This window comes from Bradyrhizobium sp. GW821-FHT13H06 (genome assembly GCF_058803975.1).
Genome location: NZ_JBXAPN010000007.1, coordinates 84625 through 101479, shown reverse-complemented (window position 1 = coordinate 101479; position 16855 = coordinate 84625). Strand labels below are relative to the sequence as shown.

The window sequence follows — 16855 nt, the reverse complement described above, 5'->3', positions numbered from 1 at the left end:
ACCCACAGATTGCGACCACTTTTCTGCACGGGCGCATCCGACAACCCTGATCGACCGGATTTTTGGTCGGACGCCATCAATGCGCCGCGGCAGCCGCGGCGCCTGCGAGAAATGAATGATATGGACGGAAGGAGCGCCGCTACTTGTTGGCGTCGTCTGCCAGCATCTTGCGGTACTTCTCGACGTCGCGCGTCACGAGCTTTTGCAGCACTTCGGGCGCGTGCTCGTCGGTATCGGGCGCGACGGTCGACAGGTCGGCAAAGCGCTTCTTCACCGCCTCCGTCTCGACGGCCGTGCGCACCGCTGCATTCAGCTTGGCGATCACGGCCGGCGGCGTGCCCTTGGGCGCGAACAGGCCGTTCCAGCCCTGTGCCTCGAACTCAGGCAGGCCCGCTTCCGCCGAGGTCGGCAGGTCCGGCAGCGTGGCAAGCCGAACGGTCGAGCCGACCACGAGGCCCTTCACCAGCTTCTCGTTGATCGCTTGCGAAACCGAGGCGGCCGCGTCACAGACGCCGTCGATCTGGCTGCCGACCGCGTCAGTCAGTGCCGGCGCTGCGCCGCGATAGCCGACCAGCGTCGCGTCGATCCCGGCGGCCGTGACGAAGCTCTTGCAGATCAGATAGTTGGAGGAGCCGACGCCGGCATGGCCGAGATTGATCTTGCCCGGATTGGCCTTGGCATAGGCGATGAACTCTTTCAGATCCTTCGCCGGAAAGTCCTTGCGCAGCGCGATGATGCCGAACGTCTTCGCCACCATGGCGATCGGCACGAAGGAATCAGGCGTGAACGGCAATTTTGGATAGATCGTGTAGGTCGCGGCATTGGTGCCGGCATTGCCGATCGCAATCGTATAACCATCGGGCTCGGCGCGGGAGGCCCGCGCCAGCGCGGTCGAGCCGCCGGCGCCGGCAACGTTCTCGATCACGATGGTCTGGCCGAGCGCAATCCCCATCTGCTCGGCCACCGCGCGAGCGATCACGTCCGATGTGCCGCCTGCGGCGAACGGCACGATCATGGTGATGGGACGCTTGGGATAATCCTGCGCTGATGCGACCGTCGCGAACGCCAGCGCCGCGACCGCGGCGAGAGCACGCTTCACTACGAGCGAAATCACGCAGCCTTTTCCAGGTGCTGGACGAGGCCGGCGAACAGGCCGCGGCCATCGGTGCAGCCCATGATGTCTTCGACGTGGTTTTCCGGATGCGGCATCATGCCGAGCACGTTGCCCTTGTCGTTGACGATGCCGGCGATGGAGTGCGCCGCGCCGTTGATGTTGTGGGCCTCGTCGACCACACCTTCAGGCGAACAATAACGATAGAGCACCCGCCCCTCGCCTTCGAGCCGCTTGATGGTCTCTTCGTCCGCCTCGTAATTGCCTTCGCCATGGGCGACCGGCACGCGGATCACCTGCCCGGCATTGTAGCCACGGGTGAACGGCGTGTCGGAACGCTCGACGCGCAGATGCACGTCATGACAGATGAATTTCAGCCGCGCATTGCGCATCAGCACGCCCGGCAGCAGGCCGGACTCACAGAGGATCTGAAAACCGTTGCAGACGCCGAGGACGAGCCCGCCCTTGGCGGCATAGTCGCGCACCGCATCCATCACCGGGGCCCGCGCTGCGATAGCGCCGCAGCGCAGATAGTCACCGTAGGAAAATCCGCCCGGCACCACCACGAGATCGGTGCCCGCCGGCAGCGACGTTTCGGCGTGCCACACCATCGCGGGCTCGCTGCCCGAGATCAGCCTCAACGCACGCGCCATGTCGCGCTCGCGGTTGATTCCGGGAAAGACGAGGATGGCGGCTTTCATAACAGAGGTTCCGACGGTGGGCGGGAATCGGGGCTGGCCGACGGGCCAATTCGTGAAGAGACATAACCATTTGACGGGGATTTTACCAGTGCTAGCCTTGGTCGAGCGCCTTGTACACAGGCGATAGTCGCATGCCGATCGGCCAGTCGTTTCGCCCGGGATTGAAGCCATGAATGTCCCGTCGCTGCCCGCATCCCCCTCCGAGCCGGTGCCCACCGAGGGCGTCGTCGCCGCCGGCGCCTATGTCGACGGCCGGCGCGTCGCCAATATCGCCATCAGTGAGGCCTCGAGCTGGCGGGCCAAGCCCGGCCACGTTGTCTGGATCGGCCTGCATGAGCCGGACATGACGCTGCTCGGCGCGGTCCAGAAGCAGTTCGACCTGCACGAGCTCGCGATCGAGGACGCCAACCACGCCCATCAGCGGCCCAAGATCGAGCAATATGGCGAGGCCCTGTTCATCGTGGCGCGCACCGCGCAACTGATCGAGGGCCGGATCGCCTTCGGCGAGACGCACATCTTCGTGGGCGAAGGCTATCTGGTCTCGGTGCGCCACGGCGCCTCGACGTCCTACACACCGGTGCGCGAACGCTGCGAGAGCTGCCCGCGGGCGCTCGCGCGCGGCGAGGACTACATCCTCTACGCCATCCTCGATTTCATCGTCGACAATTACTCGCCCGTGCTCGAGAGCATTCACGAGGAGGTCGAGGGCATCGAGGACGACGTGCTCTCCAAGCCCCTCAGCAAGGCGCAGATCGAGCGGCTCTACATGCTGCGCCGCGACCTGCTGCGGCTCAGGACCGCGATCGGCCCGCTGGTGGAGGTCTGCCGCCGGCTCGAGCATGACGAGCTGTCGATGGTGCGGCAGGCCATGCAGCCGCTGTTTCGCGACGTCACCGACCACGTCCGCAACATCCAGGAGCGCATCGATTCCATGCGCGAGGTGCTGGCCTTCGCCTTCGAGGCCAGCCTGCTGGTCGGCCAGGCCCAGGAGACGGCGGTGTCCAAGAAGCTCGCCTCGTGGCTCGCGATCATCGCGATCCCGACCGCGCTCGCCGGCATCTACGGCATGAACTTCAAGTACATGCCGGAGCTGGAATGGGAGTACGGCTACTACATGCTGCTCGGCTTGATGCTGACGGCGTGCACCACGCTGTACTGGCGTTTTCGCAGCGTCGGATGGCTGTGAGCAAAGCGTGCAGCCAACAGCAGCTCAGCTAATAGACCCTCATGGTGAGGAGGCGCGCAAGCGCCGTCTCGAACCATGCAGGCCCAGCTCTTACAGCTCGGCCTCCATCCTTCGAGACGCGCGCGAACAGCGCGCTCCTCAGGATGAGGAGTGGCAGCTCAGCCGATCAACTCCACCCGATAGTTCTCGATCACGGTGTTCGCCAGCAGCTTGTCGGCGGCGTCCTTCAGCGCGGCTTCGGCCTTGGCCTTGTCGGCGCCGGCGAGCTCGATGTCGAACACCTTGCCCTGGCGAACGCTGGCGACACCGTCGACGCCAAGCGACTTCAGCGCGCCTTCGATGGCCTTGCCTTGCGGATCGAGGATGCCCGTCTTCAAGGTAACGGTGACACGTGCCTTCACGTCAAAAACCTCTCTTAGCTCTTCACCAGCACCGGGCCGGAGCCCTGCGGACGCTCGTTCTCCATGAGGATGCCGAGACGCTTTGCGACCTCGGTATAGGCCTCGAGCAGGCCGCCGAGATCCCTGCGGAAACGATCCTTGTCGAGCTTCTCGTTCGACTTGATGTCCCACAGACGGCAGCTATCCGGCGAGATCTCGTCGGCGACAATGATGCGCATCATCTCGTTCTCGAACAGTCGCCCGCACTCCATCTTGAAGTCGACGAGGCGGATGCCGATCCCGAGGAAGAGGCCGGTGAGGAAATCATTGACGCGAATCGCGAGCGCCATGATGTCGTCGATCTCCTGCGGCGTGGCCCAGCCGAAGGCGGTGATGTGCTCTTCCGACACCATGGGGTCGTTGAGCTGGTCGTTCTTGTAGTAGAATTCGATGATCGAGCGGGGCAGCTGCGTGCCCTCCTCGATGCCCAGTCGCTGCGACAGCGAACCGGCGGCGACGTTCCGCACCACCACCTCGAGCGGCACGATCTCGACCTCGCGAATCAGCTGCTCGCGCATGTTGAGCCGGCGGATGAAATGGGTCGGCACCCCGATGTCGTTGAGGTGCTGAAACAGGTACTCCGAGATCCGGTTGTTGAGGACACCCTTGCCCTCGATCACCTGATGCTTTTTCGCATTGAACGCGGTGGCGTCGTCCTTGAAGTGCTGGATCAGGGTACCGGGCTCCGGGCCTTCGTAAAGAACCTTTGCCTTGCCTTCATAAATGCGACGCCGACGGCTCATGGGGATGTACCGTGTTTTGTTGAAATCCATGAATTTGGTGTGCTCCGGTTGACTAGGATTACGACCCACAGCGGAGCTGCCGTGAACGGCTGGGAACCCATCTATAAACCCTTGGAAACAGAACGGGAACCAAGCCTTCAGGCAACCTATCCGATTGGCTGTCCCAGCACAATCGATCCGGCCGTCCGGCGCCAACTTATACCATCTTGCCTGCGGCTTAACGGCCCGTTGTTTTGCCGATTCGTGCTATCTATGTAGGCATGCAGCCGGGTCGCCGCAACGGAAGGCTCCCGCGCCATTCAGCAGGGGATTTGGAACAAGGCATGAGCGAGTTCGACAAGCGCCAGGAAGGCTTCGAGAAGAAATACGCCCTCGACGAGGAGCAGAAGTTCAAGGCGGAAGCCCGCCGCAACCGGCTGCTCGGCCTGTGGGCGGCGGAAAAGCTCGGCATGTCCGGCGATGCCGCCACCGCCTATGCCAAGGAGGTCGTCGCGGCCGACTTCGAGGAGGCCGGCGATGCCGACGTCGTGCGCAAGCTGGCGGCCGATTTCGCCGCCAAGAACGTCGCCGTCACCGAACAGGCGATTCGCGCCAAGATGAGCGAACTGCTCGCGGTGGCGGCCGCCGAGGTGAAGGCGGGGAAGTGACACGAAGTGTCATTCCGGGACGCGCGCCAGCGCGGACCCGGAATCTCGAGATTCCGGGCTCGATGCTCTGCATCGCCCCGGAATGACGGGGGTCTGGCTCACTCTTCCTTGAAACCGTATTCCGGCACATTGCCGCTGGCGCCGTAATATTTGTACGGCAGGAACTTGCCGCTCATGGTGATCTTGACGCGGTCGCCCTTGGGGTTGGCGACGCGTTCGATTCCCATGTCGAAGTCGATCGCCGACATGATGCCGTCGCCGAACTCCTCCTCGATCAGCGCCTTCCAGGCCGGGCCATTCACCATCACCATCTCGTAGAAACGGTAGATCAGAGGATCGGTCGGCGGCATCGGCGTGCCGGTGCCGCGCATCGGCACCTCGTTGAGCATCGCAACTTCGGCCTTCGACAGGCCGAACAGCTCGCCGGCATTGGCGGCCTGCGGCTTCGTCAATTTCATCTGGCCGAGGATCGCGCCGACGATCAGCACTTCGGAATAGCCGCCGATCTGCTCGCAGATGTGCTTCCAGCTCCAGCCCTTCTCGCGCTTGATGTCGAGCAGCTTCTCGGTGAGGTCTTCGCGTTTCATCAGGGGTCTCCGTGTCAGGCAGTCAGTCCGGGACTGGTCCCGGGGGTCCAGGTCTGGCGTGGCTCCTCGCCGTTCGAGGCGATCGTCAATCCGGGCTTGCCGATGTGCACCATCGGCACGTTGCGAGGATCGTGATCGGGTGTCTCGGCGGCAAAGGTCTTGCTGCGCGTCACCAGGAAATCGATGATGTGGTTGCGCAAGGCGTAGTAGAGCGGATGGCGGTGCAGATCGGTGCGGCCGCGATCCCGCGGCAGCGGGTTCTCGACGACCTCTGCCAGCACCGCGCCGGGACCGTTCGTCATCAGGAAAATCTTGTCGGCGAGATAGATCGCCTCGTCGACGTCATGGGTGATCATGAACGCGGTCTGCCCGGTCTCCAGGCAGATGCGCCGCACCTCGTCCTGGAGCGTGCCGCGCGTCAGCGCGTCCAGCGCCGAGAACGGCTCGTCCATCAGCATCATCTTCGGCGTGATCGACAGCGCGCGTGCGATGCCGACGCGCTGCTTCATGCCGCCCGACAGTTCCGAGGGACGCTTGTGCTCGGAGCCGGTGAGACCGACGAGATCGATGAAGGTCTGCGCATGCGCCCTCACCTTGGCGCGATCCCACCTCCGCCATTTCGAGCTGACGGCATAGGCGACGTTGCCGAGCACGGTGCGCCAGGGCAGAAGCGCGTGGCTCTGGAAGATCACGGCGCGGTCGAGGCTGGTGCCCGAGATCGCCTGGCCGTCGACGATGACGGCGCCCTCGCTCGGCGCATCGAGGCCGGCGAGGATGTTGAGCACGGTGGTCTTGCCGCAGCCGGAATGGCCGATCACGCAACAGAACTCGCCGCGCGCCATCGAAAGCCACAGGTTCTCGAACACGGTTGTCGTGGCGCCGCCCGCGCCGGGATAACGCTTGGCGATGCCTTCGATGGAGACGAATTTGTCGGTCACTTGCCCTACTCCGGAAACGTGACCATGCGCGTGAAGCGCGCGAGGATCTGGTCGAGCAGCATGCCGACGACCCCGATCAGCAGGATCGCGATGATGACGTTGGTGATCGAGAGGTTATTCCACTCGTTCCAGACGAAATAGCCGATGCCGGTGCCGCCGACGAGCATCTCGGCGGCGACGATCACGAGCCAGGCGATGCCGATCGAGATGCGCATGCCGGTCAGGATCGTCGGCGCCGCCGCGGGCAGGATCACGGTGAAGGCGCGCCTGACGGTGCCGACCTCCAGCGTCCGCGCGACGTTGATCCATTCCTTGCGCACGCTGGCGACGCCGAACACGGTGTTGAGCAGCATCGGCCAGATCGAGCAGATGAAGATGACGAAGATCGCGGAGACCGAGGAATCCTTGATGGTGTAGAGCGCGAGCGGCATCCAGGCCAGCGGCGAGATCGGCTTCAGCACCTGGATGAAGGGATCGAGCGCCTTGCTGAGCAGCGGCGACATGCCGATCAGGAAGCCGAGCGGGATCGCGACCAGCACGGCCAGCAGATAGCCGGTGCCGACGCGCGCGATGGAATAGCCGAGCTGGATGCCGAGCCCCTTGTCGTTCGGCCCGTTGTCGTAGAACGGCCGCTTCAGATGCTCCCAGAGCTTGGCGCCGACGTCGAGCGGCCCCGGCATCGCCGATTTGCCCTGCGTCGCGGTCAGGCCCATCAGCTTGGCGTATTCCGGGCTCATCGTGGCGACCGGGGCGGTCGAGCGCGTGGCGAGATGCCAGATGCCGAGAAACGCGGCGAGCAGCACGATGGAGACGAGGCCGGCGCGGAGGCGGAGGGATGATGTCATTGTGCATATTCCCGGTATCGTGTCCCGGGCGCGGCGCAGCGCCACCGGCGATGCGGAGCATCGTCCGGCGTGATGCGACGCAGAACCGGGACCCATGCGGCCCCACTGGGTCCCGGCTCAGCGATGCAACACTCCGTGCTGCATCGCGTCCGGGACACGAGAGCGCCCGCCATCACGACGCCTTCCTGATCTTGAAGCCCGCCAGATAGTCCTCCGGCTTGGCCGGGTCGAACGTCTTGCCCATCACCGCGAAGGATTTGTAGGCGCTTGCAGGCGGCGACAGCCCCATCTCGGTCATCAGCTTCTTGGTGTCGGTGGCGAGGTACACCTGCTCGGCGATCGCCTTGTAGTCGACGTCGCCCTTGATCTGGCCCCAGCGCTTCATCTGCGTCAGCATCCACACTGCAAAGGACTGCCAGGGGAACGGATCGAAATCGACCCGCTTGGGATCGGTCTTCACGCCCCCGAGGCCGTCGGCATAGGTGCCGGTCAGGACCTGCTCCAGCACCGTGACAGGCGCGTTGATGTAGTTGGCCGGCGCGATCGCCTCTGCGATCTGCTTGCGGTTCTCCGCCTTCGACGCATAGGCGGTGGCATCGACGATGGCCCGCGTCAGCGCCGCAAAGCTGTTCGGCGCCGTCGTGATGAATTCGCGGCTGGCGGCGAAGCTGCAGCAGGGATGGCCGTCCCAGATCTCCTTCGACAGGATGTGCATGAAGCCGACGCCGTCATAGATCGCGCGCTGGCAGATGTTGTCGGGGGCGAGGAAGCCGTCGATGTTGTCGGCGCGCAGATTCGCCACCATTTCCGGCGGCGGCACCGAGCGCAATTGCACGTCGGTATCAGGGTCGAGTCCGTGCTCGGCCAGATAATATCGCAACAGATAGTTGTGCATGGAATAGTCGAAGGGAATGGCGAACTTCATGCCCTTCCAGTCTTTCGGATCACGCTTGTCCTTGTGCTTCATGGCAAGCGTGATGCCCTGTCCGTTGATGTTCTCGATTGCGGGCACGGCAAAGGGGATCGCGTTCGAACCCAACCCGAGCGAAATCGCGAGCGGCATCGGCGCCAGCATGTGCGCGGCGTCGTATTCCTTGTTGATGGTCTTGTCGCGAACCACGGCCCAGCCTGCCGTCTTCACCACCTCAACATTGAGGCCGTGCTTGGAATAGAAGCCGAGCGGCGCCGCCATGATGATCGGCGTCGCGCAGGTGATGGGAATGAAGCCGACCTTGAGGTCCTTCTTCTCGGGCGCGCCGGTCGCGGCGAAGACCTCCGTGGCCGTCTGAAGCGGGAAGAATTGCGACAGCGCCGCGAGCGCGGTCGACGCACCGACCGATTTCAGGAAGGCGCGGCGCGCCACGTCCTGCGGAAACATCGCGCGCATCACGGCAGAGGCGACGACACCCTCGTAGCGCTTCTCCTCGCTCTCGACCGGCTCGCAACGCAGCGCCGCGGCTGCCTGGTCATGCTCTGCCGCGGATCGGTGCTGGCCACAGGCACAGCCGGCCCGAAGGTTACGGTCGGGATCAAACGGATTGTCGAACGTGGACATCGGCCCTCCTGCGCGTCGTTGCGAGGAAGAATTACGCAAGGAGCATGCCACGGCTTCCAGATCCGCCAGCGCCTTGACGACGCAGCACTTTCGATCGAGCTTGGTGACTACGAAAATTCGTGATAAACGAGATTTCGTAGTTCAATTACGAGATTTCATAATGGCAACGACGCCAATGCCCGTCCATGACGATGTGGCTCCCTCGATCGATCCGCGTGTCGCAGCGTTCGAATCCTCGGTTGAGGCGACACTGCTGGTCGATCCCTTCAGCGACCAGATCGTCGATGCCAATCCGGCCGCCTGCTCCCTGCTCGGCTATGACCGCGCGCTGCTGCGGCAGACCAGGCCCAGCACGCTCCACGCCGGCGAGCTTCCGGCCCTCACCGTCTTCACCCAGGCCGTGCTGCACAAGGGCGCCTACTGGACCACGGCGCTCACTCCCCGCCACGCGACGGGGCAGGATCTCCAGCTCGAATATGCAGGCTGCGTGCTGCCGCATGACGGCCGCACGCTGCTGCTGCTCACGCTGACCGATCTCGACGCGCGCCGCCGGCGCAATGTCGATGCCGCCGCCGAGGATCACATGCGCAGCGGCATATCGACCTGGCAGCGGGTCGAGCGCGTCTTTCAGGACATCGAGCGCGAGAACCAGTTGATCCTGCGCGCCGCCGGCGAAGGCATCTATGGCGTGAACGCGGAAGGAAAGACCACCTTCGTGAACCCCGCGGCGGAGCGGATGCTGGGCTGGACCGCCGAAGAGCTGGTCGGCAAGGAGATCCACCCGATCGTGCACCACACCCACCACGACGGCCGCCACTACCCCGATCACGACTGCCCGATCTACGCGGCGTTCCGTGACGGCGCCGTGCATCAGGTCGATGGCGAGGTGTTCTGGCGCAAGGACGGCTCGCCGGCCTGGGTCGAATACACCTCCACGCCCATCCGCGACCGCGGCGTCGTGGTCGGCGCGGTCGTCGTGTTTCGCGACGTCAGCCAGCGCCGCGAGGCCGACGAGAAGCTGCATGCGGCGCTTGCCGAAGTCGATCGCCTGCGCGAGCGGCTCGAATTGGAAAACGCCTATCTGCAAGAGGAGATCCGCATCGAGACCAATCCGCGCGGCATCATCGGTGGAAGCGAGGCGATCCAGAAGACGCTGCGCCAGGTCAAGCTGGTGGCGCCGACCACGGCGGCGGTGATGATCACCGGCGAATCCGGCACCGGCAAGGAACTGATCGCGCGTGCCATCCACGAGGACTCGACCCGCAGCGACCGGCCGCTGATCCGGGTCAATTGCGCCGCGATCCCGCGCGAATTGTTCGAGAGCGAGTTCTTCGGCCATGTCCGCGGCGCCTTCACCGGTGCAATGCGCGATCGCATCGGCCGCTTCGAACTGGCCGACGGCGGCACGCTGTTTCTCGACGAGGTCGGCGAAATTCCGCTCGAGCTCCAGGGCAAGCTGCTGCGCGTATTGCAGGAAGGCCATTTCGAGCGCGTCGGCGAAGCACGCACGCGCGCGGTCGACGTCCGCGTCATCGCCGCGACCAATCGCGACCTCAAGCAGGAAGTCCAGCGCGGCCGTTTCCGCGAGGACCTCTATTTCCGCCTCAACGTGTTCCCGATCGAGACCGTCCCCTTGCGCGAGCGGCGCGAGGATATTCCGTTGCTCGCCCAGCACTTCCTGACGCGAGAGGGCAAGGCGCTGAAGTCGAACCTGCGTCTGTCCGAGGGCGATGCGCGGCGACTGACCCGCTACGACTGGCCCGGCAATGTCCGCGAATTGCAGAATGTGATCGAGCGCGCTGCAATCCTGTCCCAGAACGGCCGTCTGCGCATCGATCTGCCCGACGGCTCCGGCGCGCAGGTTCTGTCCGGCACCGCACGCCCGAAGGCCGATGCGCGCCCGGCGGTCATGACCTCATCCGAGATGCGCGAGCACGAGCGCGCCAACATTCTCGCCGCACTCGAGGCCTGCGCGGGAAAGGTCTTTGGCCCCGGCGGCGCGGCCGAGATGCTCGATATCAAGCCGACCACACTGGCCTCGCGGATCAAGGCGCTGGGGATTGCGCCCCGTCCGCCGCATGCGGCCCATCCTTCGAGACGCCCGCCATAGGCGGGCTCCTCAGGATGAGGGCGGAGTGCGCGGCAACGGAAGCAACAGACACCGATGCCGCTTAGCCTCATCCTGAGGAGACCGCGAAGCGGTCGTCTCGAAGGACGAGGCGCGCGCTCAGGCCGCCTTGGTCGTGACACCCGATGCAATCGGCAATCCCTGCTCGATCGGGAGCGACGGATCGCGCGACCATTCGTTCCAGGAGCCGAAATACATCCGCACGTCCTTCACGCCGGCATTCTTGAGCGCCAGGAACGTGTTCGAGGCGCGCGCTCCCTTGAAGCAGTAGAGGTAAACCGGCGTCGCCGGCGAGATGCCGACGGTGGCGCATTCCGCCAGGATCTCGTCCTTGGACTTGAAGCGCGGGCCCTCGGCGGTCGGCTTCATCATGCGGTACCATTCCAGCCACACGGCGCCGGGAATGCGGCCCTTGCGCGGGCAGAAATCCTTCCCGTAGGGAGACGAGCTGTCGCCGATCCATTCGTCGACGTCGCGCACGTCGAGGATCGCGATGCCGGGCTTGCCGACGGCGGCGAGCATGGTCTTCGCGTCGATCAGGATCTCGCCCGCTTCAGGCACGATCGGGAACGAGGCCTTCACCGGGGTCGGAACGTCCTTGGTCACCGGCAAGCCTGCGGCTGCCCAGGCATCGAAGCCGCCGTGCAGCACCTTCACCTTGGGATAGCCGAGCATGGTGAGCAGATAATAGCCGCGGCAGGATTGGCCGAAGCCGGAATTCATCGACTGCTCGTAGACCACGGCCGTTTCCTTGCCGGAGAGGCCGGCCGCGCCGAAGGCGTCGGCGAATTTGGTCTTCAGCTCGCTGATGCCCTCGGGCGTCGAGGTCGCAAGGAACGTGAAGATGTCGTGCACGTTCACGGCATTGGGCAGGTGCCCGGCGCCGTAGGCGTCGGGATTGCGGGTGTCGATCACGACACACGGTTCGGTCTTCAAGAGATCGGCAAGTTCGCTGGCAGAGATCAGAACGTCCGTCATTTGGCAGCCTCTCCGTTGAGGTTGGGTGGTCTTCGGGGTGGACTCGTGAAGCTCAGGACTCGGCGAGCATCTTGCGCAGCTGCTTGGTGGCAGGCGTGACGATCGCGACGAAATAGGCCTCGCGCATGCGCCGCTGCGCGCGGTGGCTCTTGAGGTAGCCGCGCGCACCACAATGCAGCATCGCCGCATGCGCCGCCGCGACGCTGGCCTCGCCGGCGCGAAGCCGCAGTGCGATCACCTTGCGCCAGTAAGTTTCCTCCTCGTTGTAGGGATCGCGTGCCAGCGCCATGGTCTCGGCCTCGAGCTCGGCGGCGAGATCGCGGAAATGCACCGGCTGCTGCGGCAGATAGCGGTTGATATGGCCGAGGGGACTGTCGACCTCGTCCATGATGTTGATGCAATCCTTGATGAGGCCGAGCGCCATGCCGGCCTGGAGCAGGATGAAGCCGGCGCGGATCTTCTTGACGAAGGGCCCGGCCGGATCGGCCAGGATCAGCTCGTCCGGCACGAACACGTCGCGGAATTGCACCCCGTAGGTGCCGGTGCCGTCCATGGCGAGGAACGGCTTGCACGGCGTCAGCGTGATCGCAGGGTCGGAGCAGTCGGCCAGGAACATCACGGTCCCTTGGTCGTCCTCACGCTCGAAGATGGTGCCGAAATAATGGTCGGGACCGAGATTGGAGACCCAGGGCAGCGCGCCGCGCACGATATAGCCGCCCTCGACCTTGCGCCCCTTCAGCTTCAATTTCTCGATGCCGAAGAAGCTCTTCATGGGGTTGGAGAGCCCGGTGCCGCCGAGCACGCGCCCGGTCGAGAAGGCATCGCCGAAGCGTTTGGCGAGCTTCAGGTTGGTCGAGTTCGCCGCGTACCAGACCAGGGTGTCCTGGCACCAGGCCATGAAGGCCGTAGCGCCGCAGACTTCCCCGATCGCGGCCATCGCCTGGATGGCGCAGCGCAGATCGGCCGGGCCTTCGTGGGGTACGTGACTGCCCCACGCCCCGACCGCACCGAACTTGCGCAGCACCTCGGCCGGATAGACCGTACCGTCGTCGATGCCCGCGGCGAGCGGCGCGAGCTGCTCGCGCGCGATCCGCGCCACCTCGCCCGCAATGGACAGTGCGGGCTGATCCATAATTTCGGCCGATAAAGCCAGTGAACCCATGATCGTCTCCCGCACCTTGTCCTGATTGCCGTCTGCTAGATGCCGACCTCGAGATTGACCGGCCGGGTGAAGGTGTTGGCGACCGGCGACCATTTCTTCACATGGGCAACCAGCGCATTGATCTCGTCCTGCGAGACGCCCTCGCATTCCATGTCGACCTTGACGCGGACGTCGGTGAAGCCGACCGGCTTGTCGGAAGTGTCGCCGGTGCCCCAGACCGCGGTGATGTTGAGGTCGCCTTCGAGCTCCAGCTCGAGCTTGTTGACGATCCAGCCGCGATGCACCGCATTGGCGTGCAGGCCGACCGCAAGGCAGGAGCCGAGCGCGGCGAGCGAGGCTTCGGACGGATTTGGCGCGGTGTCGTCGCCCAGCAGCCCCGGCGGCTCGTCGACGATGTAGGGCGGCAGGTTGCGGATGTAGTTGGCGTGGCGGAATTTGCCTTCCGCGACCGTCTTGCACTTCAAGGTCTTGATGACCTTCGGATTCGCCTTGCCGTTGGCGATCAGCTGCTCGAGCCCATTCTTGTCGATGGGCGCGAGGCACCCCGTCAGCACTGTCTTTTGAACGACGGCAGTCATCAGTCTTCTCCCTGGCAGAAGTGGAAATCGGTAGGATACCGAACGGTCTGTTTCCTTGCATGGAGCGTGCCAGAAGCAGCCAAAAGCGAAATGCGAAGCATTGGAGCCGCTTAAGCGTCGCTGCCTGCCGATTGGTCAGCCCCTCCTGCTCAAAGGCGGAGCAGATGACTGAGCGGATGCGAATCTTTTCAGCGCCAACCAGATGCGGCTTGCTGATGTGATGCAGCTGCGATTAAGTTGCAGCCCATGGCAAAGACGTCATCGAAGAAGAACGCGAACTCGCCCCACGCTGGTGCAGGCGACGACGAATCCGCGCGCGGGCGCCTGCTCAGTGCCGCGACGCATCTGTTCTGCAAGAACGGCATCAACGCCACCGGCATCGATGCGATCATCGAGGAAGCCGGCACCGCTAAGACCACGCTCTACAAATTGTTCGGCTCCAAGACCAATCTCGTCAACGCCGTGCTGGAAAGCGAAGGCAAGCAATGGCGCGAATGGTTCATCGGCGCCATGGAGCAAGGCGGCGGCGATGCGCAGGCGAAGCTCACGCGCATCTTTCCCGCGCTGAAGAGCTGGTTCGCGGAGGAGCGCTTCTACGGCTGCCCCTTCATCAACGCGGTCGGCGAGCACGACAAGGACGCCAAGCAGTTTCGCAACATCGCGCTGAAGCACAAGAAGATCGTGCTCGGCCATATCGAGAAGCTCGCCGGCGAGCTCGGCTCGACCGAGCCTGCGGTGCTCGCGCATCAGCTCGGCCTGATCATCGACGGCGCGATCGTCGCAGCGATGATCTCGCGCGACCCGGGCGTGGCCGATACGGCGGCACTCACGGCAGGCCCCCTGCTCGGCCAGTCCAAGCCGAAGAAGAAGCGGGCGGCGGAGCAGCTCGAGGCGGTCTGAGTCCGTAGGGACGGTTAGGGAAACGCAACCGATCCCGTCCCTTCAGCGTCACGCGGGTATTCGAATGATGGTGTCCGCGTCCAGTGGGGCAGCCAGGCTTACCGACTCCTCGACCTGCGCACTCGTCGTCGCCACGGCGGCGGCGTTCTTCATTGAGACAAGGGGTGTCCGCAACCAGCAAGCTGCTCCGAGTGCATATTGCGTGTGCTCCGGCGCGTTGCCACTCAGAAGACGACTTGCCGTGCCGGCTCCTTTGGGCGACACTGGCCGTATTTCAGAGAACGTATTTTTCGAGAGGGCGTCATGCCCGAGATACTGGACGTCATGCTGTGGTGTGCCGCGCTTGCGACGTGGCTGATGCTTCTCTTCGCGTTCTTGGGCGACGCCTTGAAGCCGCTCACAAGGAGCATCCGTCGAGCGATCGAGGACGCATTCAAGCCCCATGTGAAGTGATGCCGCCTATGTTGCCCGGTCCAGGCTGAAGCGGCCTGGCCCGGTGACGAAGATCAACATCGCGCCTCCCATGATCGAGATGTTCTTCAGGAAATTGTTGTATTGACCAATCTGCTGCGCCCCGGCGGGATATTCCCAGTAGCGGTGCGCGATCACTGTCGCCATCAGCACGAACACGAACATCAGAACTGCGCAGTAGCGCGTGCCGAGACCGAATATCAGACCAAGGGATATGAGGACCTCGACCGCTATGTTGATGATGGTGAACAGCTCAGGTGCTGGAAGGTTCAACGATCTGAAATAGCCCACCGAGCCGCCGAAATTGGATAGCGCTCCGTACGCGCTTCCGACGAATACCCACGCAAGCAGAATGCGGCCGATCAAGATCAGCACGCCCGCTCTCCTTGTGGCGAACTCGTCGAGCGCCCGCGACTCAAAATGGGATTTCACTGAAAGAATCCCCCTTGCTGTCCACGACCGGCTGAACACGTCTACGGCGAGAGCCAGCCTATCACGATTGGCGGATCGCACGAAGCGCTCAGACCGCGCGCAGGCCGAGCTGCCGCTCACGAGTGTCAGCGGAGTTGACGCATATTCGTGGGACGTAGTGGAGTACGACGCGCCCTGAGCCTGCTGCTACGGAGCGCTCGATCCTTCGGCCATCATCCCCGCAAGCCGCGCCAGCTCCGCCTCCAGATCGCGCTCGACGTCCGCCGCCCGCATTTCCATCACCCGATAGTCCCGCGCCTCCAGCCAGGTCCGCCGGCCCGCGCGGTCGGCCGCAATCGCCTCGCCCTCGCCCGGGTTCACCAGCTCGATCGCGATCCGGTGCGGGAACGAGACGAAATCCGGGATGTGGCGGCCGACCGGGGTCTGGCGCTTGAACTGGCCGGCGAAGCGGCGGTCGCGCGTCAGCGCCTGCCACAGCAGGCGCTCGGCATCGGTTGGATTGCGGCGAAGCAGCCGGGCGAGGCCGCGCACGGTCGAGCCGCTGTCGGGGACGCCGCCGCCCTGCCCGTGCTCGGCCAGCAGCGCGCGCAGGCGCGTGGCCTGCTCGCCGTCGAGCACGCCGCCCTTGGCCGGGCCCTTGCGTCCCTCGGCGATCGCCATCACCACGCCATGGAGGGTGTGCATGTCCTGCTTGGTCGGCTCCATCCGGGCGAAGATGTTGCGCAGGTTCACCAGCATGGTGTCGCGCTTCTCGGCCGGGCGCAGGAATTCGACCTTGTCGAGCTCGCGCACGAGGTTGTCGAAGAAGGCCTGCATCTGGTGCTGCGAGGCGCGCTCGGAGCGCTCCGGCATGGCGTGGGGCAGCACACCCGAGGTCGCGCGCTTGAACCATTCATAGCCGACCAGCAGCACGGCCTGGGCGAGGTTGAGCGAGGCAAAGCCCGGATTGACCGGGAAGGTGATGATCCGGTTGGAAAGGCCGACCTCCTCGTTGGTCAGGCCCCAGCGCTCGCGGCCGAACAGAATGCCGCACCTGCCGCCGGTCGCGACGTGCCCGGCGATCTCGCTGGCTGCGGCTTCCGGCCCGACCACGGGCTTGGCCTGGTCGTGGGGGCGCGCCGTGGTGGCGAACAAAAGATCGAGGTCGGCGACCGCCTGCTCCACCGTGTCGAACAATTCGACCTTTTCCAGGATGTGGTCGGCGCCGGCCGCGGCGCGCTGGGCAGCGATGTTGGGCCAGCCGTCCCTGGGGTTGACGATGCGAAGGCGGCGCAGGGCGAAATTGCCCATGGCGCGCGCGGCCATGCCGATGTTCTCGCCGAGCTGCGGCTCGACCAGGATGACGATGGGACCGTCGAGGGAAAGCCCCGCCTTGCTCTTGTCAGTCCCCGACATCTCGCTTCGCTTTCACACTATCTCTCAAGGCCTTGGCCAGGCGCTCTCAGGAATCGAT

General features: G+C 64.5%; 18 protein-coding genes. 5 read left to right on the top strand and 13 right to left on the bottom strand.

The features are described 5' to 3' along the window. Nucleotides 1-139: 139 nt before the first annotated feature. Both AC1RQP_RS26840 and purQ read right to left on the bottom strand, forming a co-directional pair. On the bottom strand, nt 140-1114 hold the full coding sequence (locus AC1RQP_RS26840; protein ID WP_492939413.1) for a tripartite tricarboxylate transporter substrate binding protein BugD: 975 nt from the start codon (nt 1112-1114) through the stop codon (nt 140-142). Beyond that, a complete protein-coding gene (gene purQ / locus AC1RQP_RS26835) occupies nt 1111-1812 on the bottom strand; it encodes a phosphoribosylformylglycinamidine synthase subunit PurQ (RefSeq protein WP_061882961.1) in 702 nt (233 codons plus the stop codon). Before purQ ends, AC1RQP_RS26840 begins: the two co-directional genes overlap by 4 nt. 169 nt (nt 1813-1981) lie before the next feature. On the opposite strand from purQ, the gene AC1RQP_RS26830 reads away from it, so the two are divergent. Beyond that, entirely contained in the window at nt 1982-2998 is a 1017-nt protein-coding gene (locus AC1RQP_RS26830) for a magnesium and cobalt transport protein CorA (RefSeq protein WP_492939411.1), read from the top strand. 158 nt (nt 2999-3156) lie between these two features. Here AC1RQP_RS26830 and purS read toward each other — a convergent pair whose 3' ends face one another. Together purS and purC are read right to left on the bottom strand one after the other, a co-directional pair. Further along, a complete protein-coding gene (gene purS, locus AC1RQP_RS26825) occupies nt 3157-3399 on the bottom strand; it encodes a phosphoribosylformylglycinamidine synthase subunit PurS (protein WP_007602264.1) in 243 nt (80 codons plus the stop codon). Between the two features lie 14 nt (nt 3400-3413). Continuing rightward, nucleotides 3414-4181 (bottom strand): phosphoribosylaminoimidazolesuccinocarboxamide synthase, encoded by a 768-nt coding sequence (purC, locus tag AC1RQP_RS26820; RefSeq protein WP_173015815.1) that lies wholly within the window; start codon nt 4179-4181, stop codon nt 3414-3416. A gap of 323 nt (nt 4182-4504) precedes the next feature. Between purC and AC1RQP_RS26815 the strand changes: the two genes are divergently transcribed. Next, nucleotides 4505-4828, top strand: a complete 324-nt coding sequence (locus AC1RQP_RS26815; protein WP_239624998.1) for a DUF1476 domain-containing protein — start codon at nt 4505-4507, stop codon at nt 4826-4828. Between the two features lie 98 nt (nt 4829-4926). Here AC1RQP_RS26815 and cynS read toward each other — a convergent pair whose 3' ends face one another. From cynS to AC1RQP_RS26795, 4 genes are all read right to left on the bottom strand, one after another. Then, nucleotides 4927-5415 (bottom strand): cyanase, encoded by a 489-nt coding sequence (gene cynS, locus AC1RQP_RS26810; protein WP_239624999.1) that lies wholly within the window; start codon nt 5413-5415, stop codon nt 4927-4929. A 14-nt stretch (nt 5416-5429) separates the two neighbouring features. Continuing rightward, nucleotides 5430-6353 carry an ABC transporter ATP-binding protein gene (locus tag AC1RQP_RS26805; protein WP_492939408.1) on the bottom strand — a complete coding sequence of 308 codons (924 nt, stop codon included), beginning with the start codon at nt 6351-6353 and terminating at the stop codon, nt 5430-5432. 5 nt (nt 6354-6358) lie between these two features. Then, complete coding sequence (gene ntrB, locus AC1RQP_RS26800; RefSeq protein WP_239625001.1) at nt 6359-7198, bottom strand: nitrate ABC transporter permease; 840 nt, start codon at nt 7196-7198, stop codon at nt 6359-6361. Between the two features lie 172 nt (nt 7199-7370). Next, nucleotides 7371-8753 (bottom strand): CmpA/NrtA family ABC transporter substrate-binding protein, encoded by a 1383-nt coding sequence (locus AC1RQP_RS26795; RefSeq protein ID WP_492939405.1) that lies wholly within the window; start codon nt 8751-8753, stop codon nt 7371-7373. Nucleotides 8754-8913: 160 nt separating this feature from the next. Between AC1RQP_RS26795 and AC1RQP_RS26790 the strand changes: the two genes are divergently transcribed. Next, nucleotides 8914-10863 carry a sigma-54 interaction domain-containing protein gene (locus tag AC1RQP_RS26790; protein WP_492939403.1) on the top strand — a complete coding sequence of 650 codons (1950 nt, stop codon included), beginning with the start codon at nt 8914-8916 and terminating at the stop codon, nt 10861-10863. Between the two features lie 117 nt (nt 10864-10980). Here AC1RQP_RS26790 and AC1RQP_RS26785 read toward each other — a convergent pair whose 3' ends face one another. From AC1RQP_RS26785 to AC1RQP_RS26775, 3 genes are read right to left on the bottom strand one after another with little or no spacing between them, the layout of a single operon-like run. Beyond that, nucleotides 10981-11859 (bottom strand): sulfurtransferase, encoded by an 879-nt coding sequence (locus AC1RQP_RS26785; RefSeq protein ID WP_492939401.1) that lies wholly within the window; start codon nt 11857-11859, stop codon nt 10981-10983. 52 nt (nt 11860-11911) lie between these two features. Then, the gene (locus AC1RQP_RS26780; protein WP_492939399.1) at nt 11912-13021 is read right to left on the bottom strand and encodes an acyl-CoA dehydrogenase family protein; all 1110 of its coding nucleotides are present in this window, start codon (nt 13019-13021) and stop codon (nt 11912-11914) included. Between the two features lie 35 nt (nt 13022-13056). Continuing rightward, nucleotides 13057-13599, bottom strand: coding sequence for an OsmC family protein (locus AC1RQP_RS26775; RefSeq protein ID WP_028178841.1), 543 nt, complete (start codon nt 13597-13599; stop codon nt 13057-13059). Between the two features lie 246 nt (nt 13600-13845). On the opposite strand from AC1RQP_RS26775, the gene AC1RQP_RS26770 reads away from it, so the two are divergent. Both AC1RQP_RS26770 and AC1RQP_RS26765 read left to right on the top strand, forming a co-directional pair. Then, entirely contained in the window at nt 13846-14499 is a 654-nt protein-coding gene (locus AC1RQP_RS26770) for a TetR/AcrR family transcriptional regulator (protein ID WP_492939397.1), read from the top strand. Nucleotides 14500-14802: 303 nt separating this feature from the next. Next, nucleotides 14803-14952 carry a hypothetical protein gene (locus AC1RQP_RS26765; protein WP_492939395.1) on the top strand — a complete coding sequence of 50 codons (150 nt, stop codon included), beginning with the start codon at nt 14803-14805 and terminating at the stop codon, nt 14950-14952. A 6-nt stretch (nt 14953-14958) separates the two neighbouring features. Here AC1RQP_RS26765 and AC1RQP_RS26760 read toward each other — a convergent pair whose 3' ends face one another. Continuing rightward, nucleotides 14959-15402, bottom strand: a complete 444-nt coding sequence (locus AC1RQP_RS26760) for a DoxX family protein (RefSeq protein WP_492939393.1) — start codon at nt 15400-15402, stop codon at nt 14959-14961. A 186-nt stretch (nt 15403-15588) separates the two neighbouring features. Beyond that, a complete protein-coding gene (locus tag AC1RQP_RS26755) occupies nt 15589-16797 on the bottom strand; it encodes a TrmJ/YjtD family RNA methyltransferase (RefSeq protein WP_492939391.1) in 1209 nt (402 codons plus the stop codon). Nucleotides 16798-16855: the final 58 nt, after the last annotated feature.